This is a genomic window from Nocardiopsis sp. NRRL B-16309, assembly GCF_001279585.1.
Taxonomy (GTDB): domain Bacteria; phylum Actinomycetota; class Actinomycetes; order Streptosporangiales; family Streptosporangiaceae; genus Nocardiopsis.
Genome location: NZ_LGEC01000114.1, coordinates 346,865 through 373,579, shown reverse-complemented (window position 1 = coordinate 373,579; position 26,715 = coordinate 346,865). Strand labels below are relative to the sequence as shown.

Below are 26,715 nucleotides of genomic sequence, written 5' to 3'. Positions count from 1 at the left end.
CACGGGCCGAAGCGAGGCGGAGGCCCGAAGAGAAGCAGGAGGGGCGGGGAACGGCGTGAGCCGTTCCCCGCCCCTCGTCCGTCCCGGTCCCTCGGGATCCGGGCGGTGCCGACGGTGGGATGTCAGCAGTGGGTGTCGACGCCGTTGCGAGCCGCGAGGCGGTACAGGTCCTCCAGTTCCGCGGCGTGCGTGTCGGCGAGGTGGTCGTCTCCGGCGGCCTGGGCCGACTGGAGCGAACGGTAGGTCTCGTTGATGCGGACCTTGATCTCCGCGAGGAACTCGCCCATGACACCTCTTCCAGGGGTAGGCACCGGTACGGGCTCGCCGTACCGGTGTGCATCCGTATGTGTACGAAGCGCATGCGCGCGACCGCGGCCGCCACGTCCCTGTGCGCGTGCCCGTCGCGTCCCCGACCGGTCGGCCGGAGTCCACGCGTGCGTCCCCTACCTGTACCGCACTGTGACTCATGCCAAACCATCGGCCCCCGCACGAGATCCTTCCGTGACCGCCCGGGCGAGCCGACGCGGGTTCCGCCCTCCGGAAAGGCCGCTGTCACGGGCGTTCGGGCGCCGGGCGGACGGCGGAACGGCCGGGCCCGTACCAAGGGCGGGTCGAGGGTGTCCCATCACACATTCAGCGGTTGCGCCCTGTGCTTACTTGTTTCTTATTCTGGATGTGTCAGTTTTGAGATGTGCGGGGATGCGTCGCTGCCGACGGTTGGGGGATTCGTCGGCGGCGGCTCCCCGTGCACGAAGGGGCTGTGAAGCTCCCGGCCGACGCCCGGTCTCCGATCGGGGAAGTGAAGACGGTGGTTTACCGTCTCCTTACCCCGAATGTGAGACAACGGTTGACGCGGCCGGGACCAAGAACGCCGCTGCCGGTGTGTTGGGGGATGCGCCGGCAGCGGCCCCCCTTTTTCCCAGGCACCAACGCTCGAGAAGGACAACGTGCGCGTACTCGTGGTCGAAGACGAACGGGTTCTGGCCGACGCCGTGGCCCTGGGACTGCGCCGCGAGGCGATGGCGGTGGACGTGGTCTACGACGGCGACACGGCCCTGGAGCACACCGCGGTCAACGACTACGATGTGATCGTGCTCGACCGCGACCTGCCCGGAACCCACGGTGACGACGTCGCGCGCACCCTGGTCGAGGAGAGCTACACCGGCCGCATCCTGATGCTCACCGCCTCCGGCGGCGTCCAGGACAAGGTCGACGGCCTGACCATCGGCGCCGACGACTACCTCGCCAAGCCCTTCGCCTTCGCCGAGCTCATCGCCCGCGTGCACGCCCTGGGCCGCCGGTCGGCGCCGCCGCTGCCGCCCGTGCTGGAGCGCCACGGCATCACGCTGGACCCGGCCAACCACCGGGTGCACCGCGACGGCCGCGAGATCGCCCTCACTCCCAAGGAGTTCGCCGTCCTGCAGGTGCTCATGCGCGCCCAGGGGACCGTGGTCAGCGCCGAGGGGCTGCTGGAGAAGGCCTGGGACGAGAACGCCGACCCCTTCACCAACGTCGTGCGGGTCACCGTCATGACCCTGCGCAAGAAGATCGGCGACCCGCCGGTCATCCAGACCGTCCCCGGCGCCGGATACCGACTGTGAGACCGGGCGAGCGCGCCGAGTCGGACCAGGTCGAACCCACCCGCCCCGGCGACACCGGAACCTGGCGCCGCCTGCACACCGCCTCGCCCGACCGGGAGGGCGGTGAGCGCTCCGCGGCGGCCGAGCGCGTGTACCGCTTCACCGACAACCTCAGCCTGCGGGCCCGGCTCACGCTCATCTACGGGATGCTGTTCTTCGCGGCCGGGTCCGTGCTGGTGCTGGTCAACTACCTCATCGTCGCGGTCCTGCTCAACGCCCTGCTGGCGGAGGAGGGCGCCGCGGAACTGCTGGCGCAGCGCCACCTCATCGAGGAGGTGCTCACCCACGTCACCCGGTTCTCCCTGCTCGCCCTGTTCCTGGTCGGACTGCTGGCGGTCGCCCTGGGCTACGCGGTGGCCGGACGCGCCCTGTCGCCGCTGCAGAAGATCACCCGGATCGCCCGCCGCCTGTCGGAGCGCTCCCTGCACGAGCGCATCGCCCTGTCCGGGCCCGACGACGAGATCCGCGAACTCGCCGACACCTTCGACGGCATGCTGGAGCGCCTGGACCGGGCCTTCGACGGCCAGCGCCGCTTCGTCGCCAACGCCTCGCACGAGCTGCGCACGCCCCTGGCCATCAACCGCACCCTGTTGGAGGTCGCGCTCAGCGCCCCCGAGGTCTCCCCGGACCTCAAGAGCGTCGGCCAGACCCTGCTGGAGACCAACGCCCGGCACGAGCGCCTCATCGACGGCCTGCTCTTCCTGGCCAAGAGCGACCGCGAACTGGAGTCGCGGACCCGGGTCGACCTCGGCGAGGTCGCGGAGACGGTCCTGAGCCAGCTCTCGGGGGACATCGAGGAGTCCGGGCTCCGGCTGCGCCGGGACCTGCGCCCCGGTGCGGTGGTCGGCGACCCGGTCCTGCTGGAGCGGCTGGTCGCCAACCTGGTGGAGAACGCGCTCAAGTACAACGTCGAGGACGGCGAGATCACCGTCCGCAGCGGCATGTACGAGGGCGTTCCGGCGATCCAGGTGGAGAACTCCGGCAAGGTCATCCCCGCCTACGAGATCGAGGGCCTCTTCGAGCCGTTCCGGCGCGGATCGGGCGACCGGGTCGGTTCCGGCCGCAGCGCCGGGCTCGGCCTGTCGATCGTGCGCTCGGTGGTGCGCGCCCACGAGGGCGTGGTGACCGCGTGGCCCCGCGCGGGCGGCGGGCTGGTCATCACCGTCTGTCTGCCGCTGGCCCCGCCCGAGGCCCCCGAGCGCCGATGAATCGGGCCGCGGCCCACCGAATCGCACTCCCGCCTGCTTCGTGGTATCTATACGTGTCCGAAGACACGCCCACCCGCGTCACGAGCGTCGACCCCGGGTGGGTATGCTTCCCCGGGCGTGGACACGGAGGGAATACCTCCTGACGTGGGCATGTCTTTGTTTTCGCCCATGGCCGGGGGTTTCTTCCACGCTTGTCCGGAGTGGGCGGAAACGGGTTTTCGAGGTCTACGGAACACCCGGCGTCGGGTAGTACCAGAGGAACCGATCGGGGTACGGCCGCAGGTGCGTGGCCGTCTCCGGTCACGGTGCCGAAAAGTACCGCTGACCTGTGAGCGGTGGCCCGGGAGGGGGCACGGTTCACCGATGTCGGGAAAACTCATCGACCGATCCGGGCACAACAGAGGTCTCTCAAGCGTTACACCCGCGCGACGAGGCACTAAACGAGGGGGATGGAGTTAGCAGAGATGGCCACCGACTACGACAGCCCGCGCAAGACTGACGAGGACATCAACGAGGACAGCCTCCAGGAGCTGCAGGCGCGGCGCGTGGACAAGGGCACCGGCACGATCGACGTCGACCCCGACGAGGCCAACGAAGGGCTCGAACTGCCCGGAGCGGACCTGTCCGGCGAGGAGCTCGCGGTCCGCGTGCTCCCGCGTCAGGCCGACGAGTTCACCTGCTCGCGCTGCTTCCTGGTGCACCACCGCAGTCAGCTCGCCGAGCAGCGCGCCGGTCAGCTCGTCTGCAAGGAGTGCGCCTGACAGGACGGGACGGACACCCGCCGTCCCGTTCCGAGAGCCGTTCCCCGACAGGCCGACCGAACGCGCCATGACCCGATGCGTCCCCTCCGGGGGCGCATCGCGCGTGTGCGGGGGTACTCTGCGGGTACCCGCGACGGAGGACACGAGGGAGGGGCCCGTGGACGACGACCAGCACCCCGAGGACTCCCCGCAGGACGGGGACCGCGACAACGAGCGGCGTGAGGTGGGCGTCCTGGTGGGACGCATCCTCTCCGAGGACCTGGCGAGCGTGGACGACGACGCCGCCGAGGGCGAGGGAGCGGCCGAGCGACGCCGCCGGCTCCGCGCACTCGTCACCGCCCTGGGAACCAGCGCCCGGTCCGCCGGACTGCGCGGCGTCGCCGCCGGGCGGTGGCTGAGCGAGACGTTCGCCGAGGAGATCGCCCCCCGCGTCCCCATCCGAGACCACGCCACACTCGTGCGCCACCACGGCGGCCTGGACGGCGAGGAGCTCGCCGACGCCCTCCAGCGCACCGCCGTGCGCGCCACCACCGCCGTCGGCATGGCCGGGGGCGCCCTGTCGGCCGTGCAGTGGGCCGCACCCCCGCTCCTGCTCGGCACACCCGCCCGCCTGGCGGCGGAGACCCTGCTGGTCGCGGCGGTCGAGGTCAAGCTCATCGGTGAGCTGCACGAGCTCTACGACGCCCCCGTCGCCTCCGACGGCGCCCTGCGGCGCAACGCGGGCTACCTGGGGGCCTGGGTGCACCGCCGGGGCGTGGACCCCACCAAGCCCGAGGAGACGCTCCTGCTGGCCGTCGGCGCCGCCGCCAAGACCGCGCTGCGCGACCGGCTCCTGCGGCTGCTGGGGCGCAACCTCACGACCATGGGCCCCTACCTCACCGGCGCCGTGGCCGGCGGCATCGTCAACCGCCTGGCCACCGGGGCGGTGGCCTCCAGGGTCCGGGCCGACCTGCGCGCCCAGAGCATCGCCCGCCGCGAGGCCCCGGAGGAACTGGAGCCCTGACCCGGCGAAGGAAGGGCGGTCCCGTGCGCACCGCCGCGCGGCGCGCACGGGGCCCGTCCTCAGGCCTCCACTTCGGCGGCCCGCGGCGTGACCAGCCGCTTGCGGGCGGCGCGTACGGCCAGCACGCGTGCCACCTCGACCCCCACACCGGCCATCACGGCCCAGCTCAGGGCGCGGCCGAGGCTCACGTCGGGGGACTCCAGGTCCGTCGGGGGCTCCTCCCCGGTGGCGCGTGTCCAGGCGAAGGTCAGGGCCTTGCGCGTGACGAACTCCGCCGCGAACCCCGCCGCGAATCCGAGGAGTGCGGGACCGAGTTCACCGCCGTCCTTCTTAGCCATGTGAATCGTTCACCGTTTCCGTTGTACGTACGCCGGTGCGCGGACCGCGCACCCTCTGCGTACGGAATCCTTTCACGCCCGGCACGGCGAACACAGGGGGCCCGACACGGTGTCCCCGCTCCCGCGCGGACCTTGTCCACAACGCGGAGCGAACACGCGTCGAAGAGCACTAACATTGGCGCATGACCAACGGCTCTCATTCCTTCCGCATGCCCGACAAGCCCTCGCTGGACGGTATCGAGGCGAAGTGGGTCGACGTATGGGATGAGTCCGGCGTCTACCACTTCGACCGTACCCGCAGCCGCGAGGACGTCTTCTCCATCGACACCCCGCCGCCCACGGTCTCGGGTTCGCTGCACATCGGCCACGTGTTCTCCTACACGCACACCGACACCGTCGCCCGCTTCCAGCGCATGAACGGCAAGGCCGTCTTCTACCCCATGGGCTGGGACGACAACGGCCTGCCGACCGAGCGCCGCGTCCAGAACTACTACGGCGTGCGCTGCGACCCCTCGGTCGCCTACGACCCGGACTTCCGGCCCCCCGCCAAGCCCGACCCCAAGCGGCAGGTCCCCATCTCCCGCCGCAACTTCATCGAGCTGTGCGACGAGCTCACGGCCGAGGACGAGAAGGTCTTCGAGTCCATCTGGCGCCGCCTCGGGCTGAGCGTCGACTGGCGGCACACCTACGCCACGATCGACGACAACTCCCGGACCGCCGCCCAGCGCGCCTTCCTGCGCAACCTGGCGCGCGGCGAGGCGTACATGTCCGAGGCCCCCACGCTGTGGGACGTCACCTTCCGCACCGCCGTCGCCCAGGCGGAGCTGGAGGACCGCGAGCGCCCCAGCGCCTACCACAAGGTCGCCTTCCACCGGCCCGACGGCGGCACCGTCCACATCGAGACCACCCGCCCCGAGCTGCTGGCCGCCTGCGTGGCCCTGGTCGCCCACCCCGACGACGAGCGCTACCAGCACCTGTTCGGCACCACCGTGCGCACGCCGGTCTTCGGCGTGGAGGTCCCGGTGCGGGCGCACCGCCTGGCCGACCCCGAGAAGGGGTCCGGCATCGCGATGATCTGCACCTTCGGCGACACCACCGACGTCACGTGGTGGCGTGAGCTGGACCTGGACACCCGGCCGATCATCGGCTGGGACGGCCGCATCGTCGCGGAGACGCCCTCGGGCCTGCCCGAGCAGGGCCGCGAGGCCTACGCCCGCCTGGTCGGGGCCACCATGCACACCGCCCGCGAGCGCACGGTGGAGATGCTGCGCGAGAGCGGCGACCTCATCGGCGAGCCCACGGCCATCACCCACCCGGTGAAGTTCTACGAGAAGGGCGACAAGCCGCTCGAGATCGTCACCACCCGCCAGTGGTACATCCGCAACGGCGGCCGGGACGAGGAACTGCGCGCGCAGCTGGTCCGGCGGGGCCGCGAGCTCGTCTGGCACCCGGACCACATGCGCCAGCGCTACGAGAACTGGGTGGAGGGCCTCAACGGCGACTGGCTGGTCAGCCGCCAGCGCTTCTTCGGCGTGCCCTTCCCGGTCTGGTATCCGCTGGACGGCGACGGCAACCCGCGCTACGACGAGCCGCTGCTGCCCTCGGAGGACCAGCTGCCCGTCGACCCCAGCTCGCAGGCGCCGGAGGGCTACACCGAGTCCCAGCGCGGCCGCCCGGGCGGGTTCATGGGCGACCCCGACGTCATGGACACCTGGGCGACCTCCTCGCTCACCCCGCAGATCGCCTCGGGCTGGGAACGCGACCAGGACCTGTTCGAGCGGGTCTTCCCGATGGACCTGCGCCCCCAGGGCCAGGACATCATCCGCACGTGGCTGTTCGCCACGGTCGTGCGGGCCAACTTCGAGAACGGCACGCTGCCCTGGCGCACCACCGGCATCTCCGGGTGGATCCTGGACCCGGACCGCAAGAAGATGTCCAAGTCCAAGGGCAACGTCGTCACGCCCGTGGCGCTGCTGGAGAAGTACAGCTCCGACGCCGTGCGCTACTGGGCGGCCAGCGGGCGCCTGGGCACCGACACCGCGATGGACGAGGGCCAGATGAAGGTCGGCCGCCGGCTGGCCATCAAGATCCTCAACGCCAGCAAGTTCGTGATGTCGGTGGCCGGTGAGGGCGCCTCCGTCGACCCGTCCCAGGTCACCGAGCCCCTGGACCGGGCGATGCTGGCCGCGCTGGCCGAGGTCGTCGACGAGGCCACCGCCGCGTTCGCCGCCTACGACCACACGCGGGCCCTGGAGCGCACCGAGCGCTTCTTCTGGGACTTCTGCGACGACTACCTCGAACTCGTCAAGACCCGCGCCTACAACGCCGAGTCCGCCGAGGGCGCCTCCGCCCGTGCCGCGCTGCTCGTCGCCCTGGGCGCCCTGCACAAGCTGTTCGCGCCCTTCCTGCCCTTCGTCACCGAAGAGGTCTGGAGCTGGTGGCAGGACGGTTCGGTGCACGCCCAGGCCTGGCCCCAGGCGGCCGGGTACCGCACCGCCGCGGCCGACGGCGACCCCGCCGTCCTGGCGTCCACGGCCGAGGTGCTGCGCGCGGTCCGCAAGGCCAAGTCCGAGGCCAAGCTGTCCATGCGCGCCGAGGTCGAGCACGTGCGGGTGGCCGGTAAGCAGGCCGACGCCGCCCGCGCCGCGGCCGGGGACATCGCCGCGGCCGGGCGCGCCGCGGGGATCGACTTCGAGGTGACCGACGACGGTGAGCTCACCGTCGAGGTGGTCCTCCCCGCGTCCGAGGAGCAGTAGGACGCCGTCGCGGCCCCGGACCGCGGTCCGGGGCCGCGCTGCGCACCGAGCCGGGGTCCGGGGAGCGATAAGCTCGGCCGATGTGAGTACCACATCCCCGGAGGGCGGACGGATTCCGATCACGGTCCAGCGCCTGGACCCCGGACTTCCGCTGCCCCAGTACGCGCACCCCGGCGACGCGGGTGCCGACCTGTACACCACGACCGACGTCGTCCTCGCACCGGGAGAGCGCGCCACCGTCCCCACCGGTCTGGCGATCGCCCTGCCCGAGGGGTATGCCGCCTTCGTGCACCCCCGCTCCGGGCTCGCCGCGCGGAGCGGCCTGACCATCGTCAACGCCCCCGGGACGGTCGACGCCGGCTACCGGGGCGAGATCAAGGTGACCCTGCTCAACACCGACCGGGACGCGCCTGTGAAGCTGTCCCGCGGCGACCGGATCGCGCAGATGGTGATCCAGCGCGTGGAACGGGCGGAGTTCGTCGAGGTGGACGCGCTCCCGGAGTCCGCGCGCGGAGCAGGTGGTTTCGGTTCGACCGGGGGACACGCCGCACAACGGTGACCGTCCCCAGACATCCCCCGGTGCGATCCCGGGACCAACGGCAATCGGAGAGGTGAAGGCGTGTTTGGACGCCGCCGCAAGAAGCGGGACCAGGAGACCGGCAGAACCGCGAAGGACGCCCCGGAGTCTCGGCGGGGAGCCGCCGGGGCGGTCTCCTTCGGCAACGAGATCGAACCCGAACGGCCCACGGCGCAGACGCCCAAGGAGGCCGACCGCCACCGTGCCAACGGCCCCTGGGACTCGGGTGAGGACGCTCCCGACCTCCAGCGGATGGACCTGGGCAGTATCCGGCTGCCGGTGCAGCAGGGGTCCCAGATCCAGGTGAACCTCACCAAGGACGCCCAGGGAAAGCAGCGGATCATCGGTGTGACCCTGGTGCTCGGCAAGACCTGGCTCCAGGTCCGGCCGTTCGCCGCCCCCAAGTCCTCGGGTCTGTGGGACGAGAGGCGCGCGGAGATCCTCGACCAGATCGCCAAGGAGGGCGGTCGCGCCGAGGAGCACGAGGGCACCTTCGGCACCGAGATCAAGGCGCTGCTGCCGGTCAAGGGCCGCACGACCGAGGACGGCAAGCAGGTCGCCGAGCCGGTCCGCTTCGTCGGCGTCGACGGTCCGCGCTGGCTGCTGCACGGCGTGATCCGCGGAGAGGGCGCCATCCGGCCCGAGAAGATGGGCGAGGTCGAGCAGATCTTCGCGGGCATCGTCGTGGTCCGCGGCGACCAGCCGGTGCCGCCGGGGGACATGCTGACGATCACCGTGCCCAAGAAGATCCAGGAGCAGATGGCCCAGGCCGCCAAGACCCGGGCCGCCCAGCGCGCGGCGGGCGGCTCCGCGAACGGCGACGCGCCCGGGGGCACGGCCGCGGGGCCCGCGCAGGCCTGACCGGCGGGCGGTAGGGGCCCGCCGCCACCACGAGCGGGGAAGCGCTGCCTTCCGTAGTCTGGGGCCCATGACACAGACCGAGAACAGCGCTCCCCAGCCGCTCCCGGAGGACTGGAACCGGGCCCTGGCGGTGGTTGCCCACCCGGACGACCTGGAGTTCGGCGCCTCGTCGGCGATCGCCCGCTGGACCGGGCAGGGCAAGCACGTCACCGAACTCCTGGTCACCAAGGGCGAGGCCGGTATCGACAGCCTGCCGCCCGAGGAGTGCGCGCCCGTGCGCATGGCCGAGCAGCGCGCCTCGGCGGCGACCGTCGGCGTCACGACCGTGGAGTTCCTCGACTTCCCCGACGGCACCCTGGAGTACGGGCTGCCGCTGCGCCGTGCCCTGGCGGAGGCGATCCGCCGCCACCGGCCCGACGTCGTCGTCTCCATCAACTTCCGCGAGAACTTCGGCGACATGCGGTTCTACAACCACGCCGACCACCGGGTGCTCGGCCCCGCGCTGCTGGACGCGGTCCGCGACGCCGCCAACCGGTGGGTGTTCCCCGAACAGCTCACCGACGGCGTCGAGCCGTGGTCGAAGGTGCGCTTCGTGGCCTTCGGCAGCTCGCCGCGCGCCACCCACTACGTGGAGCTGGGTGAGGAGCACCTGGCGGCGGGGGTCGCCTCCCTCGCCGACCACGCCGTGTACCTGTCCAACCTGGACGGATTCGACCAGGAGTCCTTCCTGCCGCAGGCCGCCGCCCAGGCGGGCGCGTGGGCCGGAGTGCCGCTCGCGACCGGCTTCGAGGTCTTCGACGGCTAGAGCGCCTTGAAGACGGGTCCTTCGCGGCTTCCGGTGTGCCCGCTCGTTCCTCACGGACCCACCTCCAGCCCCTCCAGGACCCGTCGGCGCCCTAGCTGTGCTTCCTTTGGGCCGCCGCTCGTTCCTCGCTTTGGCCCGGATGGACCCCCTGTGGTCCCGGCGAGCGGAACCGCTCACCTCGACCGCCAGGAGTGCGGGCAGGCTGGACGGCCTACCTTCACCCTGGGGTTCCGGCGACCCGGACTGACGACCCCCTGGGGTTCCTTCTCAACCCTCTGGGGACGCGGCGAACGGGACCGGTTCGGGTCGTGCTCAGTCCCGGGCGGGGCCGGGGTCGTCGGGGTCGGTCACCCGGCCGAGGAACAGCACGGCCCCGCGGCGGCGCAGGACCACCACGAACGGCCGGTCGACGGTGAAGCGCACCGGGGCGGTCGGTACGGCGGCGGCCATCACCATGACCGCCGCGGTGGCGGCGGCCCCCTCGGCGCCCTTCTCGTCCACGCGCAGCACCGCCTGGTGCAGGAGGGCGTCGACCCGGAGCGGTTCCTCGCTGATCCCGTCGAAGCGGGCGGCGTCCGTGGCGAGTTCGGCCACGCCCAGCTCAGCCAGCGGTCCGAGCAGGGCCGAGTCGGTGTCCACGGCGAACCGGGGCAGCGCCAGGTCGACCTCGGCGGGGCGCAGGCCCCGGTAGAGGGCGGCCAGCGCCTCGGCGGTGACCGGGGGCAGGTCCGGCGGCCGGGTGTCGGGCAGCAGCACGTCCAGCGCGAGGTCGTGCTCGCCCTCCAGGCTGACCATGCTCCAGCCCGCCGCGGCGGCGTAGGGCATCCGGCCGGTGCGGTGCATGGTCGCGACCCGGCGCCGCCCGCCCGGTGCGTGGAAGGTCCGTTCACGGGTGGCGGACGCCCTGAACGGCTCGGACCACACCATCTTCACCCACAGGGCGTTGACCAGGAGCAGGCGCGTGTCGGGGCGGACGCTGCCGAAGGGGAGCAGCCGCGGGATGAGGCCGCGCGTCACGTCGGAGACCTTGGCGTTGATCCGCTCGCGCACGCCGTCGGGGTCGTCCCGGAAGCCGGCGCTCTCGACCTCGGCGCCGGAGCGCGCGTTGACCTGGTCGGCGAAGTCGGCCCGCACCGGCAGGTCGTCGGGGACGTAGAGGCCGTTGAGCGTGGCCAGGTCGAGGCCGGTCGCCCCGGCCACGGCCTCGTCCAGGGCGCGGAGCTGCCCGGGAACGTCCTCGCCGAGCAGCCCCACCAGCTCCTCGCGTGTGCGTGCGGCCGCCGCCGTGGCGAGCAGGCCCAGGACCGTGCCCACCGAGTGCGGCGACCACACGTGCGACGCGCCCTCACGGGTCAGGGCGCGGTCCAGGGCCGCGGCGAACTCCAGGTGGTCCGTGCGCGGTTGCGCGGGGGACTTCATCGGTGTGGCTCCCGTCGGCGGCGGCGTGGTGCCGCCAGGGTACGGAGTCGCCGGGTCCGCCGCCAGCGCCCCCGCTCATGCGCCCGGACCAGGGTTCCGGGGGCCGCGTGCGAGGCCCCGTCGGAGAGCGCCGGGTCCAACCACGCGGCGAAGCCGAGCGACAGGGGGTGCGGGGGTGTGCGCACAGGGGGCTCCTCAGGGGGTGAGCGGGCAACGGTCGGGAAACGGATGTGCCCGGAACGTGCGTTCGGGCACGGGACAAGAGGGGACGAATGCCCACGAGCGGGGGTCGGAGGCCGCCGTGGCCGCTCCTACGCCGCCCCGGGGGCGCCCGTCCGTGAAATAGGGTGGGAGGCCATGGCGGGTCGCTCCGTCCGCCGTCCGCGGGAGCGGAGGCGGCAGGGTGCGGGCCCAGGGTACGGAACCTGTCTCTGGAGCGGAATGACTGAGCAGCAGCGGGACGCAGGCGAAGGCGCCCCGGCCGACGACGGCGGAGCCCCCAAGGTCACCGAGGGCACCGTCGAAGCGCTGGTCCGGGCCCAGCTGGCCAAGGCGCTGGGCGGCAAGCGCGGCATGGTCGAGGCCGCCGTCCCCACGCTGACGTTCACGCTCTCCTACGTCATCAGCTCCGAGCTGCGCCTGTCGATCTACGCCGGTGTGGCCGCGGCCCTGCTGCTCGGCGTGGTCCGGCTCGTCCAGCGCTCCTCGGTGCAGTACGTGATCACCAGCCTGCTGGGGATCGGTATCGCCGCGCTGTTCGCCATGCGCAGCGGCAACGCCGCCGACGCCTTCCTGCCGGGCATCTACTACAACGCCGTCTACGCGGTGGTGCTGTCGATCTCCGTCCTCGTGCGATGGCCGGCGATCGGTCTGATGATCGGCCCGTTCATCGGCCACAAGGAGGACTTCACCTCCTGGCGGGCCGATCCGGCGGTGGTGAAACTGGCCTCCCGGCTCACCTGGCTGCTGGTGCTGCCGTGCGTGATCCGGGTGCTGGTGCAGTACCCGCTCTGGCTCGCCGACCACAACGGGTGGGCCGACACCTTCGCGCTGCTCGGCTTCTCGAAGGTGGCCATGGGCTGGCCCCTGCAGGTCGCCGCCTTCGCCGCGATGGTGTGGGTGCTGGCCCGCGGCCGCACCCCCCTGGCCGCCGACCGCGCGGAGCACCCGCGGGAGGACTGAGCCGCAGCGTCAGTCCGCCTGGTCCTCCTCGGCGTCGACCGGGCCCAGCAGCCGCTCCAGCGAGTCGAGGGCGTCCTGCTCGGCCAGGAAGACCACGGTGGAGCCCACCGACAGCGTCTGCTCGGGGTCGGGCGCGCGGACCCCGCCCGAACCCAGGACGGCGACCAGGGCCACCCCCTCGGGCAGGGCCCGGGTCAGTTCGCGTTCCGGGCCGCCCACGAACGGGCTGGCGGCGTGCAGGACGGACTCGGCGATCTCGGCTCCGGGCAGCGGGGGCAGCGTCCCCTCGTCGAGGTCCTCGTCCGCGGCCCCCTCGACCAGGTCGGCGATCAGCCGCGGCGGGGAGACCGCCAGGTCCACCCCCCAGGACTCGTTGAACAGCCACTCGTTGACGGGGTCGTTGATGCGGGCGATCACCCGCGCCACGCCGAACTCGGTCTTGGCCAGCAGGGAGACGACCAGGTTGACCTTGTCGTCGCTGCTGGCCGCGATCACGACGTCGAAGTCGCCGAGCCGGGCGTCCTCCAGCGTGGCCAGCTCGCAGGCGTCGGCGAGCAGCCACTCCACCTGCGGCAGGTCGTCCACGCCGATCGCGCGGGTGTCGCGGTCGATGAGCAGGACGTCGTGGCCGTTTCCCGCCAGCTCCGTGGCGATGGAGCGTCCCACGCTCCCGGCTCCCGCGATGGCGATCCGCACCTCAACCACGCCCCGTTCCGTCGTCGCCGCCCAGGCGGCCCACCGTGTCCTGAAGGTCGCGCCCGTGGCCGACCACGTGCAGCACGTCGCCGTGCTCCAGGAGTCCGCCCGGCTCCGCGAGCACGATCCGTCCCCGCCGGGCCAGGTACACCACCCGCAGGGCCGCGTGCCCCTCCAGCTCGTCCACCGTCCGCCCGGCCCAGTCCTCGGGCAGCGCGACCTCCGTCATGGCCAGGGTGCCGGACGCGTCCTGCCACTCGGGGCCGGCGGTCAGGCGGCCGTCGCCGGGCACCATGCGGCGCAGGACCGCGTCGGCGGTCCACCGCACGGTCGCCACCGTGGGGATGCCGAGCCGCTGGTACACCTCGGCGCGGCGGGGGTCGTAGATCCGCGCGACCACGTTCTCCACACCGAAGGCCTCGCGGGCCACCCGGGCGGAGATGATGTTGGAGTTGTCACCGTTGCTGACCGCGGCGAAGGCGCCCGCGCGGTCGATGCCGGCGGCCAGCAGGACCTCGCGGTCGTGCCCCACTCCGCGGATCCCGTGCTTGGACACCGAGCCCCGCAACCGCCGGAACGCCTCCGGGTCCTGGTCGATCACCGCCACGGTGTGCCCGAGGTCCACCAGTGTGTGCGCCAGGGTGGAACCCACCCGTCCGCACCCCATGATCACGATGTGCACCTGCCAGCACCCCTGTCGCGTCGTCGGCCGCATGCCCGCCGGGCACGCACTGACCCCGCGAGCCCTCTCCGTCACACCTTGCCACAAGGGCACCTCCCGCTCGACGCCCCCTGCCCACGGCGGTCGCAGGCGGGTCCGCCGGTCCGGTCGCCGCGGTGGCCGGCGGGCCTCCCGCGGACGCGGCCCCTCCTGCGACGGGACGTGTTTCCGCTGAACATGCCCTAGATTGGTAAGGATCGGTGGCTGTGCGTGCAGGGTCACCCGGAACGTGACCCGACCAGTGAAGGAACCCCTGTGACCCGTGTGGGCAACGAGTACGAACTGACCGTCGACGACGTCGCGCACGGCGGGTGGTGCGTGGGGCGCCACGACGACCAGGTGGTGTTCGTCCGCCACGCGCTGCCGGGTGAGCGGGTGCGCGTCCGCGTCACCGAGGAGACCACGCGCTTCCTGCGCGGCGAGGCCGTCGAGATCCTGACCGCCTCCCCGGACCGCGTCGAGGCGCCCTGCGCCTTCGCCGGTCCCGGCAAGTGCGGCGGCTGCGACTGGCAGCACGCCTCCCTGGAGGCCCAGCGCCGGATGAAGGGCCAGGTCGTCACCGACCAGCTCGCCCGGATCGCGGGCATCGAGCGCGAGGTCGTGGTCGAGGAGCTGCCCGGTACCCCCGACGGTCTGGGCTGGCGCACGCGGGTGCGCTTCTCCGTCGACGACGAGGGCCGCGCGGGCCTGCGGCGCCACCGCGCCCACGGCATCGAGCCCGTGGACCGCTGCCTGATCGCCCATCCCGGCGTGACCGAGCTGGGCGTGACCGAGACGCGCTGGGAGGACACCAAGGAGGTGGAGGCGGTCGCCTCCTCCACCTGCGCCGACCGCGCCGTCGTCGTCACCCCCACCAAGGCCAGGCTGACCACGCTCCCCGAGCTCAAGGCCTCCAGCGCGGTGCTGCGCCGCTTCAAGGGCGGCCGGGTCCAGGCCGTGCGCGGTCGCCGCGGGGTCCGCGAGACCGTCGCCGGGCGCGAGTACCGGGTGAGCGCGGGCGGCTTCTGGCAGGTGCACCCGGCGGCGGGAGAGGTCCTGACCGCCGCGGTGATGGAGGCCCTCAAGCCCCTGCCCGGCGAGACGGCCATGGACCTGTTCTGCGGCGCCGGGCTGTTCACCGGCGCGCTGGCCGAGGCCGTGGGCCCCGAGGGCCGCGCGATGGGCGTGGAGAGCGGTGCCGAGGCCGTCCGCGACGCCAATTACAACCTGCGCGACATGGAGCAGGTCCGGGTCGAGACCAACGACGTGGCCGCTCAGCTGCGCGAGTGGGCGGACGTGCGCGCCGACGTCGTCGTGCTGGACCCGCCCCGGGCGGGCGCGGGCGTCAAGGTCGTGCGGTCGGTGACGGGCATGCGCCCGCGCGCGGTGGCCTACGTCTCCTGCGACCCGGCGACGCTGGCCCGTGACCTGGCGGAGTTCGAGCGCAGCGGCTACCGGCTGGTGGACGTGCGCGCCTTCGACGCGTTCCCGATGACCCACCACGTGGAGTGCCTGGCGGTGCTGGTCAAGCGGGGTGCAACCGCGAAATAGAAGCCCTCGTGCGTCGCTGATGCGTCACGAGCTTATCCCAACCCGCCTCTACCGCGCCATGGGCATCCGGGGCAAGGTGGGCGTACCGCTGAGTAGTTTGGAAGTTCTCATGCCCCAGAAGCTTCTGAACGTCGTACAGCGGCACGCCCGCCTGCACCAGCCACGACGCACACGTGTGCCGTAGGTCGTGCGGACGCCGGCGAGGGATCGGCGGCACCGGGTTCGCTGTCCGGTTGAAGTTCTTGTTCTCCTGCTCGATCTTCTTGTTCGCGCGGTCGATCGCCGTGTACCACATGACGCGCCAGTTCCCACCCTCCAGCGGCCTCTGCCCCCTCACCGTCAAGAAGATGTACTCCTGCTGACCACGACCCTCCAGCAGCTTCGCCATGTCCCGGATGACGTACCCGGGCACAGGCACCTCCCGGCGCGACTTCTTCGACTTCGGGTGGTCCTTCCATATACCGCCGCGCTGAAGAGTGCCGTGCACCATGGCGCGGCCCCGCAGCCAGTCCACGGCCGTGCCTCGCATTCCCGCGGCCTCACCCCACCGCAACCCGGACATGACCATCAGCTCCGTCATGACGGCGTGACTGGGTGGCAGGTGGGCTTTGATCAGGTCGATCTGCTCGCGCGTCCACCAGAACACCGCTTTCGGGCTGGTGTCCGGCAGGTCAATGTCCCGTACCGGAGTGGCGGCCAGTAGCTCCTCGGTGACGGCGTCGCCCATCACGGACACGAACAGGTTGAACGATCGTCGGATGGCGTAGGGACCGACGCCGCGCTTCTCCATGTCCCGCACCCACGCCTGCACATCGAGGCGGCCGATCTGCCGCAGCCGCCACCCGCTCCACTGCGGGAGGATGTGGTTGCGGAAGCACCCGTCGTCGCCGCGGAGTGTCTCGTCGGAGTCGACGACGCGGGCCGCCCGCCATTTGGCCTGCCACTCGTCGAAGGTCGTCTTGAGGAGTTGGGGGTCAACCCAGTCGTCTCGGTTGAACTCCACCTCCTTTCGCCGGCCCCAGTCAGCGACGACGCTCTTGAGGGGGTCGGTTTTCGTGTACCGGCCGGTGCGGTTTTTCGAGGTCTTGGGTCCGCGCACGGTTGCTTGCCATAGCCCGGATGGGAGTTTTCGCAGGTAAGGCACCACGTCTCCTTGGGGGTGGATGTGCCTCTAGTTTGCCCTGTTGCGGCGGCGTGGGGGAGTGCTGGCACACAAATGCCCCGGTGGTGGCCGGGGCTTTGTTGTGAGCGGGGAGTGGCGCCCCGGGGGAAGCTCGGGGGTCGCGGTCGGGGGTTGTCAGAGGTAGGTCACCCAGGGGGCCTGCTGCGGGGCCGGCACGTGGAGCTGAGGTACCGGGGTGTGCAGGACGGGTCGGGTGAAGTGGTCTTCGAGTCGAGCAAGGACGTCGGTGAGGCTGATGATGTTACCGAGCCAGGGTCCGAGCCAGGGGCGGACTTCACCGTCGTGGATGTGTTGTGCGATCTCCTGGATGGCGGAGGCGGGGTCCACGGTGGGGTGGATGCCGATGGCGGTGTAGGTGTCACTGCGTGTGAAGTCGATGGGGCTTGTGGTCGGGTCGGGCACCTCCGTGACGATGAGGTAGACGGGTCGGATGATGGGTTCCGTTCGAACGTAGGTCAACGCTTCTTCTTCCCCCCTCCAGCGGTTTCGGCGCTTCATTGCGCCTGAAACGGCTGGTCCTTGACCTTAAGTTCGAGTGACGTGAGTCACAAGAGGTACGTGCGTTGAAAAGGTAAAATCGCCCCCGGTGACAGCAAATATCACCCTGGGTAGCCAAAAAGGGCCGCAGTCAAGGACTTAAGTCCCTACCCCTGATCATGGGCGCGCTCCATCATCATCGAGTTCGCCGCCGCGACCCTGCGCGCGAACATCCGCCGCAACACGTCGATGACCTCCTCCGGTTTCTGACCTGGCCGCATCTGCGCCTCGTAGGTCAACCCCTCCATCTCCAGCTCCCACACGCGCCGGTCCGGTAGGTCCCGCCACCGCAGCACCTCACCTTCGTGCAAAGGCGCGGCCGGGCCGACGATCTCACCGTCCCACTGCTCGGACGCCGATAGCGGGCCGGCGCCCTGCGGTCGGTGTGCAGGCGAAGCCTCGCCTTCTGCTGGCGTCTCCCCGACCAGGATGCGCTGTATCGATCCGGGTTCCCACTGGTAGGCCTTCTCGACCTTCGCGAGCCAGGAGGTCTTGTAGTTGTCGCGGCGGGCTGTCTCAAGGTCGGAGAGCGACCTGTAGCTGAGGCCCGTATCGCGGGCGAACGTGGTGCGCTCTGACCACTCCGGACGCAGGGTCGCCCGCCTTTCGGTGAGCTTCTCGGCGAGCCGCTGCCATGCCTGGGTGTCCATGTCTCCTCTTCCGATTCACATCTATAGGCAACGTTAGGCAAGTTTAGGGCGGCCTAAGTCCCTTGCCTAGTAGGCGGATCGGAAAAACTTGCCCACGGTGACATGAAGCTGCTCTATGTGCACATGCATCGGCACAGAGCACCGCTGGGCAAGTTACTTGCCAGTTCGTGTTGACATGGATCGGCATGGATAGGCAAACTTGCAGCATGCCACCCACCGAGACACTCCCGGCCAACGGGACCCGCATCAGGGAACTCCGGCGGAAGCGCGCATGGACTCTCGAACACCTCGCGAAGCGCGTAGAGATCGGCGTTCCGTACCTGTCCCGCATCGAGCGCGGTGAACGCCCCGAACCCGCTGAGCGCGTCATCATCCGGCTCGCTCGTGAACTCGGAGTCGCGGTCGACGAAATCGTCATCCGGGCGGAGGACGCCGCATGAGCGAGAAGGCGCTGTACACGCCCGCCGAAGCCGCTGAACTCCTCGGAGTCAACAAGCGCACCATCTACCGGATGATCGCCGCTGGTGAGTTCCCCCGGCTGGTGGATGTGCGGCGTAGGGGTTCTCAGCGGTCGCGGACTCGTATCCGCCGCGAGGACCTACAGCGCCACATCGACCGGGCGACCCGGTCCGTGGCCTGACCACATGAAGACGCCCCCACCAGGATCTGCGGTCCCGGTGAGGGCTTGGCCCCACAGGAATCTCTCGAAAGGACCTGGAGCCATGACGAACACTACCCCGACCACGGAGCGCGCGCAGATGCTGCGTGACTCCCGCCGCCTGGCCGCGCTCGACGCCGCCGCGGCTGGTTACCCGCTGGCCGCGCAGCTCATGGGCGCTCTCGCGGACGCTACCCAGCCCGTTGACGTGACCATCCCGCACGGCGCGTTCACGGAGCTGGCCACAGACGAGCACGGCCCGCACATCGCCGTCTACGCGACGGCGACCGATTCCACCCCGATCATCCGTATCCGTGTCGCCGATGGGCCGCTGATGGCCCGCGAGGCGGCGGCTGACGGGTTCGCGTCCGCTGCTGGCCGGCTGCACACGTCGCTGCGTGACGACGCCATCTACGGGGGTGCGCTGTGACCTCCCACATGGGACACCACCTCCCATCCGACGATGCCGCGTTCGAGCGGTGCATGGACGCCTTGGACGCCGATGGGCTGGAGGTCCGCCCCGAGGAGCGCGCCGCACTGGCTGCCGCTCACGAGTTCGGGTGGCTGGCCGGCATCCTCCCGGTGATCCACCGTGCGATGGACATGGGTGCCCTGTCGCCGTCGGCTGCTGCTGACGCCCGCCGCATGGTGCGAGGCATCCTCGCTGATGGCGCGTCCGCTGACACGGCTTCCGCTGAGGCCCGCTACCACGCTGCGACTGCCCCCACGTGGGACCGCACCTACCGGATGGACTCTGACGCCGCTGGTTACACGCACCTGCCGTGTGGCTCCCACTTCGGGCCGTTCGTGGACTCGGTGCAGCTCACCGACCACCGGGCCGCCCACCACCACGCGTGCGAGGCGGTGCGTGATGTCTGAGCGCGTGACGTTCGCGGACATGAACTTCCGCGACTACCTGAAAGTCGCCCGCACGTCCCTCGACGACGCCGAACTCGCCTACGACGCCATGCTCGACGACCCGGACGCCCGCGACGACATGGATCTCGCCTTCAAGGACGGCGGGTACGCGATCTCGCTGGCCTGGACGAAGGGGATGGCGGACGCGGTCGCGATGTCGCAGGCGTCCCGCCACGACTTCGTTCCGGAGCAGTTCACGGACGCGGACATGTGGGCGGCGATCGCCGCTGACGTCGACGCGGGGTTGACGGACCCGGAGTCGCTGGACAGCACGGAGCCAGCGTCGGACGCGGAGGCGGTTGCGGCTGAGGAGTCGCGGGTGGACTACGACGGTCCGGAGGTGCCGTTCTGATGACCGCTCTCGAAACCCCGACCGGACGCCTTCTCGGTTCCTGGGAGCCGGGTTCCGCACCGTGGCACGCCGCACGCGCGTCCCGCCTCGGAGGGTCCGACATGGCCGCCGTCCTCGGACGGTCCCCATGGGTGTCCCTCTACCGCCTGTGGATGCTCAAAGCCGGACGAGCCCACGACAGCGAGACCACCGACGCCCAAGCCCGAGGCCACTACCTCGAACCCGCCATCGCGCACTGGTTCGCAGACCGCCACCCCGAGTACGACGTCATCGAAGGCGGCACCTACACCCACGCCGAACGCGACTACCAGCTCGCCAACCCCGACCGCCTGCTCATCCAGAACGGGCAGGTCGCGGAACTCCTGGAAGTCAAGTCCGACGCCATGGACGAGCACTGGGGGCCCGAGAACACCGACTCCGTGCCGCTCTACTACCGCACGCAGGTCATGTGGTACCTCGACGTTTTGGGGCTGAAGCGGGCCCGCATCGCGATGATCGGCGCCCGCCTGGAGTTCCGCGAGTACGTCGTCGACTACGACCCCGCCGACGCCCAGATCCTCCGCTCCCACGCGGAGAAGTTCCTCGACTCGCTGCTGTTCGGCGAAGTGCCCGACAAGGACACCACCGACGTCACCTACCAGACGCTTCGGGAGCTGAACCCCAACATCGAGGACCGCGAGATCGAGGTGTCCCTCTCCCAAGCCGCCGCGTTCACCAAGGCCCGCGAGGACCTCGCTGACGCCAAGGGCGCATGGAACCTCGCCCGCTCCGAGATGGCCGACCTGATGGGCAACGCCAAGTCCGCCGCGTTCCTCGGGCAGCGCATCGCCGTCCGCAAGAGCAAGCAGGGCGGCACCCCCTGGGTCGAAGCCGACCGCAAGTGCCCGCCCCACACCGACTTCATCGCTGAGGAGTTCGCCGCATGACCGAGATCGCTATCCGCGCTGAGGACAGCCTCGCCGACCGGATCTACTACGCGCAGACCCTCGCCAAGTCGGGGATGCTGCCCAAGCAGTACCGGCAGTCGCCGGAGAACGTCCTCTACGCCATCGAGTACGGGCGCGGCCTGGGCTTGGACCCGATCCGGGCGATGAACTCGGTGCACGTCATCGAGGGCAGGCCGTCCCCGTCGTCTGGGCTGATCGGTGCGATGGTCCGCAAGGCGGGCCACAGGCTGCGGGTGCGTGTGGAGCGAGGCCAGTCCGGGCCCGTGGCCATCGCGCAGATCATCCGCTCCGACGACCCGGAGTGGACGTTCGAGTCGCAGTGGGACATGGACCGCGCCCGCCGCGCCGGCGTCGCCGGGAAGCAGGTGTGGAAGTCCTACCCCGAGGCGATGCTCAAGGCCCGCGCGATCACGGAGGTGGCTCGGGAGGCGTGCGAGGAAGCCCTGTTGGGGTTCAGTCACTCCGCTGAGGAGCTGGGTGCGGAGGTCGACGAGGACGGCAACGTCGTCGATGCGAGGCCCGCTCAGGTCCGGCCGGGGGCGACGATCGCTGAGGCGGTCGCGGAGTCGGCGCCGGACACTCCGCAGGTGGTCGATGACCAGGGTGTCCCGGATGAGCTGGTGCGCCGCATGGGCGGTCTGATGCGGATGCTGTCCATGGGGCAGGCGGATGCGCTGCCGTTCGTGTCGGAGGTCGTGGGTCGGGAGATCCGGTCGCGTGCGGACATGACGGAGGACGAGATTCTCCAGGTGGTCGACGCCCTGGAGGACCGTCTCAAGGCGGACCGTGAGGCCAACCAGGAGCCGGAGGTCGCGGACGCGGAGATCGTGCCGGACGCTCCACAGTCCGACCCGTGGGGTGCGGAGGAGCCGTCAGATGTGACCGCCGACGAGCAGGCCGCGACCTACGCCGAGTACGCGGACGGCGCCGCATGATCCGCCTCATCACCGCCCTGTTGTCCCGCCGTCCTCGCCCCACACGGGGCGGGGCGGCGGCCCCCGACCCGCTCCCGGGTCTCACACCCGCACCGTACTCGTCGGCGTGGCACCAGCGCCGCGCACACCGCGCCGGCACCGCCGTGCACATGGGCTACGGGCGGTTCCTCATCGGCCGCACCACAGCGACAGCGGAAGAGCTCGCGGACCTCGCTGACACCGCCTCCGACGAGTGGGCGAAGTTCGCTGCGGCTCTGCGCGCGGAGGACGCGGACGTGATCGTGCCGCGTGACCTGTCCGACCTCGAAGAAGGGGACCTGTGATGGCGACCCGTATCGGTTCTGTGTGGCCGTTCCTCACCGGCTCCCAGCGCGCCGCTGAGATCGCCCGCCGCGGCACCACCACCCAGCCCGCGCCGCCTCGCGCTTACCACCAGACGCGCCCGGCTGACCTCCAGTGCGCTGCCGCTGAGGAGGCCAAGCACCACGAGGAGTGGGCGGACGGCATGACCCCCGACGAGTACCTGCTGGCGCTGGTGGACCGCGGCCAGGAACGCATGAAGCCCCCGAAGGAGAAGACCGATGAGTAAGTACCCGCCCGACACCGCCGTGCCGATGCCCGACGACATCACCGAGTCCACCCCAACGCAGGTCGCCTCCTGGTACGCCGCTGACTGCGCCTACCAGCACGGCATCGCCGCCCACCACCTCACCAAGAGGTCTGACTACAAGGCCGCCGCTGAGGCGTTCAACGTGTCCGGGTCGTCGTTCGCGATCGCGCACCTGATCCGGGCGCTGATGGCCCACGCCCCGGACCACGTCGCTGAGGTCGTGGAGGACATGCAGCAGACGTTCGTGCAGGGCGACGCGGTGGAGATGGCGTTCGAGTGGCTGCACGCTCACGGTGTCGACGCGAACCAGCTCCGCGAGGCCGGGGAGCGCAAGGCCAAGGAGGAAGGCCGATGAGTGACGCCTACCAGCGGGGTGCGGCGGACATGCGTGAGCGTGCCGCCCGCCTCCTCACCGGGTACCGCGAAGCCCCGTACAAGGCGCTCGCCGCAAGCATCCGCGGCCTGCCAGTTGCCCCTGACGCCACCGACCCGCATGGCGGTGAGGAGGTCCACCCGGGGTCGATCCGCCGCGCTGAGGACGCCCTGGAAGCGTCGCTGGCCGCGAAGGAACCCGACCTCGAAGAGCGCGTGGACGCACTCGAAGAGCTGACCGCCAGCCTCGCCAACGCTCTCGAAGCCCAGTCCCGCGACATCACCGCCCTGCGCTCCGACGTGGGCAACGCGACCTCGGCGGCCCGCGGCGTCGGGAAGCTCCTGCGGGAGCACATCACCGCGCATGCTTCCCACGCCACGGATGTCGAGCAGCGCATGCAGGCAGTGGAGTCCGCTGTCCTGCCACCCCAGTAGCCACCCTCCTGGCGTGGCCCCGACGCGGGGGCTCGGGGCCACGCCACCCACACCTTGGAGCAGCACATGAGCATCACCTTCCAGAGCACCACAGTCGAACTCCGAGTCCCCGGACTACCCGCACCCCAAGGCTCCAAGCGGCACGTCGGCAACGGAGTCATGATCGAGTCCTCCAAGCACGTCAAGCCGTGGCGGTCCGACGTCCGCGACGCCGCGACCTACTTCCTGTCCCGCACCGACCGCACCCCCTACCCGCTCGACGGCCCGCTGTCCGTGGACATGGTGTTCTCCATGCCCCGGCCGAAGGGCCACTACGGGACCGGCCGCAACGCCGGGGTGCTCAAGCCGTCCGCTGCCCTGTATCCGCAGGGCATGCCGGACCTGTCCAAGCTCGCCCGGTCCACCGAGGACGCGCTCACCAGCGCTGGGTTGTGGAAGGACGACGCTCGGGTGGTCGAGTACGGGCGGCTCGCGAAGGTCTACGCCGGGGACACCAGCGATTTCGGGGACCCGGACGCCCTCCCGTCGCCGGGTGCCGTGATCCGTGTGCGCCTGTTGGGAGGCCCCCGATGAGGCCCCGCGCGATCCCTCGTGGTTCCCCGCTCGTCGCTGACCCCACCCGCTGGGAGTGGGCGGAAGGTGCGGCGTGCGCCGGCCACCCGTGGGAGCTGTTCTACGGCCACGACACCGAGACCGGCGCCGACCGCGACGAGCGTGAGGCCACAGCCAAGCAGGTGTGTGAGGGCTGCCCGCTCAACACGTGGAAGGCGTGCCTGGAACGCGCCCTGATCCCCGGCCCGAAAGACCAGCACGGCGTCCAAGGCGGCCACACGCCTGAGGAACGCATCCAGATCCGCCACAACCGGCAACGCCACAACGCCAAGCAGAGGAGGGCAGCGTGATGCCAGCGCTCACCATCCGCTACCAGCGGCGCCGCAGCCTCGCCATCGCCGTCGGCGAATGGAACCCGTGGGGCGACATGGCCGCTGTCCAAACCCACCTGGACGCCCTCGCTGCCCGGCGCTGGAGCAACCACGCCATCGCCACCGCCACCGGAGTCGCCGAAAGCACCATCCGCCGGATCCGCAACGGCCAAGCCAACGGCGTGTACGCCTGCACCGCTAAGACCATCCTCGCTCTCCAGCCGCACCACTGGCCCACCAAGCACCGCCGCTCAGCGGTCGGGTACGCGCGCCGCCTCCAAGCGCTCGCCGACCAGGGGCACGGACTGCCCACTGTCGCGGCGGAGACTGGCCTGGACAAGCACTGGCTGGGTGAGATCCGTTCCGGTCAGGTCGCGACGGTGACGGCCCGGCCGGGGGCGTTGATCGCTGCCGCCTATGAGCGTTTGCGCAATCAGTCCCCGCCGTCTGGTCGGTCTGCGTCGCGAGTGCGTGCGGGCGCGCGCCGCCATGGCTGGCACCCGCACTCCGCGTGGTCCCGGTACACGATCGACGACCCGGGCGCCCGCCCCCGTGAGACCACCAACGCCGCCTAGGAGGCATCCATGAAGTACCGCAAGAAGCCCGTCGTCATCGAGGCCATGCAGTGGGACGGCACCGCAGAAGGCGCCCGCCCCATCATCGACTGGATCCTCCGCGAGGGAGGTACCGCCGTCTACACGTGCTCGGACCCCGTCCGCTGCTCTGAGCACGGCGGCGACACCCCGCACACGATCGCGATCACCACGCTCGAAGGCGACATGAACGCGTCCCTGCACGACTACGTGATCCGTGGCACGAGGGGCGAGTTCTACCCGTGCAAGCCGGGCCCGTTCGCCGACACCTTCGAGCCGGTCGACCCCGCCGCCTAACCCCCCAAGCCGCCCGCTGTGTTTGTGTCCACCCCGGGCACGGCGGGCCCAACCCCCGAGGAGGGGACATGAACTTCACCGACGATTCCACCGCGATGCTCTACCCGATCCCGTCGCCGCCCGCGTCCACCATCACTCGTCAGCAGCGTTGGGTGATCCCCGGCTTCGGGGCGCGCGGCGTCACCATGTGGACGCTCCAGAACGTGCTCAACGAGGCCAGTGCCGCCTACGAGCGGTCGCAGGAACAGACGGGTGCCCCTGCCGCCGCTGACGCGATCACCGCCCGTGTGGAGGGCGACTCGCTGGTGGTCAGCTTCGAGTCCCGGAGCGGGGTGAGCGCGTCATGAACCCCGCTACCCGCTTCGCCGCTGTAGCCGCCACTCTCACCGCCGCTCACCACGTCGGGGACTTCCTGCTCCAAACCGACCACCAGGCCGCGTGCAAACCCGCCGCCTCTGACCGAGGCGACGTCGTGTGCTCCGAAGCGGAGTCGTGGCGGTGCCTGGCCGGACACGTCGCGTCGTACCACGCCGCTCAGGTCGTCGGCCTGCTGGTCGCCAACCGGGCGCTCGGGCTCAAGCTCCGTCCGGGCCGTGTCCTCGCTGGGGTTGCGGTGAGCGCCGTCACGCACGCCGTCATCGACCGGCGGTGGCCGGTCCGCTGGTGGATGGACAACACCGGCAGCCACGACTTCCGGATCAAGGCGGGCGGCGGGATGCACGTCGACCAGACCATGCACCACGCCTGCCTGTGGGGCAGCGCACTCATCATCGCTGGAGGTGCCCGATGAACTCCGCTCACCGCTACCTGTCCGAGCTGGCCGACCAGGTGTCCGACTGGGACGTCGCGCTCATCCGCCAGGCCGTCCTCGTCTTCGCGCGCCTCAACGACGGACGTGTGTCCGCGAACGACTTCCGCGACTACTTGCCCCCAACCTCACAAGGCGCCGTCGGCCTCGTGATCCGCCAGCTCCCGTGCAAGAAGCACGGCCAGCTCATCCGCAAGGCTCGCGCGGTCCCCGGCGGCTGGTCGATCACCGAACCGTCCACGGCGGAAAGCACCCACGGGAAACCCATCCAAGTCTGGGAGCTCACCCCCGCCGGCTGGGACGCAGCGAGGCAGCTCATGGGCGACAAGGCGGTCGCGTGATGAAACACCCTCCCGCACACCTGTGCCACCCCTGCCAGAACCTGTGGGCCGCATGGGGAGACGCCCACCTGACCGCCACACAGCTCGACGGCGGCGGCGAAGGGCGGCGCCTCCAGATCATCGCCACCCAACGCGCCGACCTCGAAACCCGGTGCGTCGCCGCGGGCCACGAACGCAACCGGACCGCGACCGTCCTCCCGGCAACGCAACCCGCACCGCCCCGACCGGCCAGCCTCACCGGGGCGCGCATCAAGTCCCTGTTGGACGACTTCGAGGCGCTGCTGCCCAACGACGGGCGCACCCGCGAGGAACGCCTCGCCGCGGCCGTCGAAGCAGAACGCGCCGCCCACAAGGAGTGGATGCGCACCCGGCAGCCGTGGACGCCCACACCGACGGAGAAGAAGGAAGGTGCGGCATGACCGCGACCCCGGACACGGCAGAGCAGGCCTACCCGTTCGACCCGACGGCCGCTGACAAGGCCGCTGTGGACGATAAGCGGGCAGAGGAGCGCGGCATCCGCGCCGACCAGGCCGCGCGCATCTCGAAGGAGTTGCGCCGACAGGGCTACGAGTACCCGGCCAGGGTCGCGGAGTACACGTCCACGGATCCCGGGTGGTGACGCACGAAAAGCCCGCACCGGGTGAGGTGCGGGCTGGAGG

The 26,715-nt window shown here is 70.9% G+C and carries 38 protein-coding genes; 30 read left to right on the top strand and 8 right to left on the bottom strand.

What is annotated here, in order from left to right:
• Positions 1-122: 122 nt before the first annotated feature.
• Complete coding sequence (locus tag ADL05_RS31345) at positions 123-287, bottom strand: hypothetical protein (RefSeq protein ID WP_197285933.1); 165 nt, start codon at positions 285-287, stop codon at positions 123-125.
• A 660-nt stretch (positions 288-947) separates the two neighbouring features.
• Here ADL05_RS31345 and ADL05_RS26360 point away from each other — a divergent pair.
• From ADL05_RS26360 to ADL05_RS26345, 4 genes are all read left to right on the top strand, one after another.
• Positions 948-1,601 carry a response regulator transcription factor gene (locus tag ADL05_RS26360; RefSeq protein WP_053619710.1) on the top strand — a complete coding sequence of 218 codons (654 nt, stop codon included), beginning with the start codon at positions 948-950 and terminating at the stop codon, positions 1,599-1,601.
• Entirely contained in the window at positions 1,598-2,848 is a 1,251-nt protein-coding gene (locus ADL05_RS26355; RefSeq protein WP_053619709.1) for a cell wall metabolism sensor histidine kinase WalK, read from the top strand. Before ADL05_RS26360 ends, ADL05_RS26355 begins: the two co-directional genes overlap by 4 nt.
• A 464-nt stretch (positions 2,849-3,312) precedes the next feature.
• Complete coding sequence (locus ADL05_RS26350) at positions 3,313-3,609, top strand: DUF4193 domain-containing protein (RefSeq protein ID WP_053619708.1); 297 nt, start codon at positions 3,313-3,315, stop codon at positions 3,607-3,609.
• Between the two features lie 157 nt (positions 3,610-3,766).
• Positions 3,767-4,612: a hypothetical protein gene (locus ADL05_RS26345; protein ID WP_053619707.1), complete on the top strand. Its 846-nt coding sequence runs from the start codon at positions 3,767-3,769 to the stop codon at positions 4,610-4,612.
• 59 nt (positions 4,613-4,671) lie between these two features.
• Here the strand turns inward: ADL05_RS26345 and ADL05_RS26340 are convergent, their stop codons facing one another.
• Positions 4,672-4,950, bottom strand: coding sequence for a DUF4235 domain-containing protein (locus ADL05_RS26340; protein ID WP_053619706.1), 279 nt, complete (start codon positions 4,948-4,950; stop codon positions 4,672-4,674).
• 182 nt (positions 4,951-5,132) lie between these two features.
• On the opposite strand from ADL05_RS26340, the gene valS reads away from it, so the two are divergent.
• The 4 genes from valS (at position 5,133) to ADL05_RS26320 (ending at position 9,949) form a co-directional block, all read left to right on the top strand.
• On the top strand, positions 5,133-7,706 hold the full coding sequence (valS, locus tag ADL05_RS26335) for a valine--tRNA ligase (protein WP_053619705.1): 2,574 nt from the start codon (positions 5,133-5,135) through the stop codon (positions 7,704-7,706).
• Between the two features lie 82 nt (positions 7,707-7,788).
• Complete coding sequence (dut, locus tag ADL05_RS26330; protein ID WP_053619704.1) at positions 7,789-8,265, top strand: dUTP diphosphatase; 477 nt, start codon at positions 7,789-7,791, stop codon at positions 8,263-8,265.
• Between the two features lie 60 nt (positions 8,266-8,325).
• A complete protein-coding gene (locus tag ADL05_RS26325) occupies positions 8,326-9,144 on the top strand; it encodes a DUF3710 domain-containing protein (protein WP_053619703.1) in 819 nt (272 codons plus the stop codon).
• A 67-nt stretch (positions 9,145-9,211) separates the two neighbouring features.
• Positions 9,212-9,949, top strand: coding sequence for a PIG-L deacetylase family protein (locus ADL05_RS26320; protein ID WP_053619702.1), 738 nt, complete (start codon positions 9,212-9,214; stop codon positions 9,947-9,949).
• A gap of 312 nt (positions 9,950-10,261) precedes the next feature.
• On the opposite strand, the gene ADL05_RS26315 is transcribed toward ADL05_RS26320, so the two are convergent.
• Positions 10,262-11,368, bottom strand: coding sequence for a serpin family protein (locus ADL05_RS26315; RefSeq protein ID WP_053619701.1), 1,107 nt, complete (start codon positions 11,366-11,368; stop codon positions 10,262-10,264).
• 441 nt (positions 11,369-11,809) lie between these two features.
• Here ADL05_RS26315 and ADL05_RS26310 point away from each other — a divergent pair, with 441 nt between their 5' ends.
• On the top strand, positions 11,810-12,550 hold the full coding sequence (locus tag ADL05_RS26310) for a DUF3159 domain-containing protein (protein WP_053619700.1): 741 nt from the start codon (positions 11,810-11,812) through the stop codon (positions 12,548-12,550).
• A 9-nt stretch (positions 12,551-12,559) separates the two neighbouring features.
• Here the strand turns inward: ADL05_RS26310 and ADL05_RS26305 are convergent, their stop codons facing one another.
• Positions 12,560-13,255, bottom strand: coding sequence for a TrkA family potassium uptake protein (locus ADL05_RS26305; protein WP_053619699.1), 696 nt, complete (start codon positions 13,253-13,255; stop codon positions 12,560-12,562).
• Positions 13,248-13,928, bottom strand: a complete 681-nt coding sequence (locus ADL05_RS26300) for a TrkA family potassium uptake protein (protein ID WP_053619698.1) — start codon at positions 13,926-13,928, stop codon at positions 13,248-13,250. The genes ADL05_RS26305 and ADL05_RS26300 overlap by 8 nt, the downstream gene beginning before the upstream one ends.
• Before the next feature lie 294 nt (positions 13,929-14,222).
• Here ADL05_RS26300 and ADL05_RS26295 point away from each other — a divergent pair, with 294 nt between their 5' ends.
• On the top strand, positions 14,223-15,497 hold the full coding sequence (locus ADL05_RS26295; protein ID WP_053619697.1) for a class I SAM-dependent RNA methyltransferase: 1,275 nt from the start codon (positions 14,223-14,225) through the stop codon (positions 15,495-15,497).
• On the opposite strand, the gene ADL05_RS26290 is transcribed toward ADL05_RS26295, so the two are convergent.
• The 3 genes from ADL05_RS26290 to ADL05_RS26280 form a co-directional block, all read right to left on the bottom strand.
• A complete protein-coding gene (locus ADL05_RS26290; protein WP_156366055.1) occupies positions 15,472-16,641 on the bottom strand; it encodes a site-specific integrase in 1,170 nt (389 codons plus the stop codon). The two genes, ADL05_RS26295 and ADL05_RS26290, sit on opposite strands and share 26 nt — an antisense overlap.
• Before the next feature lie 153 nt (positions 16,642-16,794).
• Positions 16,795-17,139, bottom strand: a complete 345-nt coding sequence (locus ADL05_RS26285; protein ID WP_053619695.1) for a hypothetical protein — start codon at positions 17,137-17,139, stop codon at positions 16,795-16,797.
• 185 nt (positions 17,140-17,324) lie between these two features.
• On the bottom strand, positions 17,325-17,867 hold the full coding sequence (locus ADL05_RS26280; protein ID WP_053619694.1) for a hypothetical protein: 543 nt from the start codon (positions 17,865-17,867) through the stop codon (positions 17,325-17,327).
• Positions 17,868-18,073: 206 nt separating this feature from the next.
• On the opposite strand from ADL05_RS26280, the gene ADL05_RS26275 reads away from it, so the two are divergent.
• From ADL05_RS26275 to ADL05_RS26180, 20 genes are all read left to right on the top strand, one after another.
• On the top strand, positions 18,074-18,307 hold the full coding sequence (locus ADL05_RS26275; RefSeq protein WP_053619693.1) for a helix-turn-helix domain-containing protein: 234 nt from the start codon (positions 18,074-18,076) through the stop codon (positions 18,305-18,307).
• Positions 18,304-18,507: a helix-turn-helix domain-containing protein gene (locus ADL05_RS26270; RefSeq protein WP_053619692.1), complete on the top strand. Its 204-nt coding sequence runs from the start codon at positions 18,304-18,306 to the stop codon at positions 18,505-18,507. The genes ADL05_RS26275 and ADL05_RS26270 overlap by 4 nt, the downstream gene beginning before the upstream one ends.
• Before the next feature lie 82 nt (positions 18,508-18,589).
• Positions 18,590-18,955, top strand: a complete 366-nt coding sequence (locus tag ADL05_RS26265; RefSeq protein ID WP_053619691.1) for a hypothetical protein — start codon at positions 18,590-18,592, stop codon at positions 18,953-18,955.
• Between the two features lie 53 nt (positions 18,956-19,008).
• Complete coding sequence (locus tag ADL05_RS26260; RefSeq protein ID WP_156366053.1) at positions 19,009-19,404, top strand: hypothetical protein; 396 nt, start codon at positions 19,009-19,011, stop codon at positions 19,402-19,404.
• Positions 19,397-19,795 (top strand): hypothetical protein, encoded by a 399-nt coding sequence (locus ADL05_RS26255; protein WP_156366052.1) that lies wholly within the window; start codon positions 19,397-19,399, stop codon positions 19,793-19,795. The genes ADL05_RS26260 and ADL05_RS26255 overlap by 8 nt, the downstream gene beginning before the upstream one ends.
• Positions 19,795-20,721, top strand: a complete 927-nt coding sequence (locus ADL05_RS26250; protein WP_053619688.1) for a YqaJ viral recombinase family protein — start codon at positions 19,795-19,797, stop codon at positions 20,719-20,721. Before ADL05_RS26255 ends, ADL05_RS26250 begins: the two co-directional genes overlap by 1 nt.
• Positions 20,718-21,677 (top strand): hypothetical protein, encoded by a 960-nt coding sequence (locus ADL05_RS26245; RefSeq protein WP_053619687.1) that lies wholly within the window; start codon positions 20,718-20,720, stop codon positions 21,675-21,677. Before ADL05_RS26250 ends, ADL05_RS26245 begins: the two co-directional genes overlap by 4 nt.
• Positions 21,674-22,000, top strand: a complete 327-nt coding sequence (locus tag ADL05_RS26240; protein ID WP_053619686.1) for a hypothetical protein — start codon at positions 21,674-21,676, stop codon at positions 21,998-22,000. Before ADL05_RS26245 ends, ADL05_RS26240 begins: the two co-directional genes overlap by 4 nt.
• Positions 22,000-22,266 carry a hypothetical protein gene (locus ADL05_RS26235; protein ID WP_156366051.1) on the top strand — a complete coding sequence of 89 codons (267 nt, stop codon included), beginning with the start codon at positions 22,000-22,002 and terminating at the stop codon, positions 22,264-22,266. Before ADL05_RS26240 ends, ADL05_RS26235 begins: the two co-directional genes overlap by 1 nt.
• Positions 22,259-22,642, top strand: coding sequence for a hypothetical protein (locus ADL05_RS26230; protein WP_053619684.1), 384 nt, complete (start codon positions 22,259-22,261; stop codon positions 22,640-22,642). Before ADL05_RS26235 ends, ADL05_RS26230 begins: the two co-directional genes overlap by 8 nt.
• Entirely contained in the window at positions 22,639-23,094 is a 456-nt protein-coding gene (locus ADL05_RS26225; protein ID WP_053619683.1) for a hypothetical protein, read from the top strand. The genes ADL05_RS26230 and ADL05_RS26225 overlap by 4 nt, the downstream gene beginning before the upstream one ends.
• Positions 23,095-23,160: 66 nt before the next feature.
• Complete coding sequence (locus ADL05_RS26220) at positions 23,161-23,667, top strand: RusA family crossover junction endodeoxyribonuclease (protein WP_082376901.1); 507 nt, start codon at positions 23,161-23,163, stop codon at positions 23,665-23,667.
• Complete coding sequence (locus tag ADL05_RS26215) at positions 23,664-23,996, top strand: WhiB family transcriptional regulator (protein WP_053619681.1); 333 nt, start codon at positions 23,664-23,666, stop codon at positions 23,994-23,996. Before ADL05_RS26220 ends, ADL05_RS26215 begins: the two co-directional genes overlap by 4 nt.
• Positions 23,996-24,592, top strand: coding sequence for a hypothetical protein (locus ADL05_RS26210; RefSeq protein WP_156366050.1), 597 nt, complete (start codon positions 23,996-23,998; stop codon positions 24,590-24,592). The genes ADL05_RS26215 and ADL05_RS26210 overlap by 1 nt, the downstream gene beginning before the upstream one ends.
• Positions 24,593-24,601: 9 nt before the next feature.
• Positions 24,602-24,907, top strand: coding sequence for a hypothetical protein (locus tag ADL05_RS26205; RefSeq protein ID WP_053619679.1), 306 nt, complete (start codon positions 24,602-24,604; stop codon positions 24,905-24,907).
• Between the two features lie 68 nt (positions 24,908-24,975).
• On the top strand, positions 24,976-25,254 hold the full coding sequence (locus tag ADL05_RS26200; protein WP_053619678.1) for a hypothetical protein: 279 nt from the start codon (positions 24,976-24,978) through the stop codon (positions 25,252-25,254).
• Complete coding sequence (locus tag ADL05_RS26195) at positions 25,251-25,697, top strand: DUF3307 domain-containing protein (protein WP_053619677.1); 447 nt, start codon at positions 25,251-25,253, stop codon at positions 25,695-25,697. The genes ADL05_RS26200 and ADL05_RS26195 overlap by 4 nt, the downstream gene beginning before the upstream one ends.
• Positions 25,694-26,056 (top strand): hypothetical protein, encoded by a 363-nt coding sequence (locus ADL05_RS26190; protein ID WP_053619676.1) that lies wholly within the window; start codon positions 25,694-25,696, stop codon positions 26,054-26,056. Before ADL05_RS26195 ends, ADL05_RS26190 begins: the two co-directional genes overlap by 4 nt.
• Positions 26,056-26,475 (top strand): hypothetical protein, encoded by a 420-nt coding sequence (locus ADL05_RS26185; protein WP_053619675.1) that lies wholly within the window; start codon positions 26,056-26,058, stop codon positions 26,473-26,475. Before ADL05_RS26190 ends, ADL05_RS26185 begins: the two co-directional genes overlap by 1 nt.
• Positions 26,472-26,675 (top strand): hypothetical protein, encoded by a 204-nt coding sequence (locus ADL05_RS26180; RefSeq protein WP_053619674.1) that lies wholly within the window; start codon positions 26,472-26,474, stop codon positions 26,673-26,675. The genes ADL05_RS26185 and ADL05_RS26180 overlap by 4 nt, the downstream gene beginning before the upstream one ends.
• The last annotated feature ends 40 nt before the right edge of the window (positions 26,676-26,715 follow it).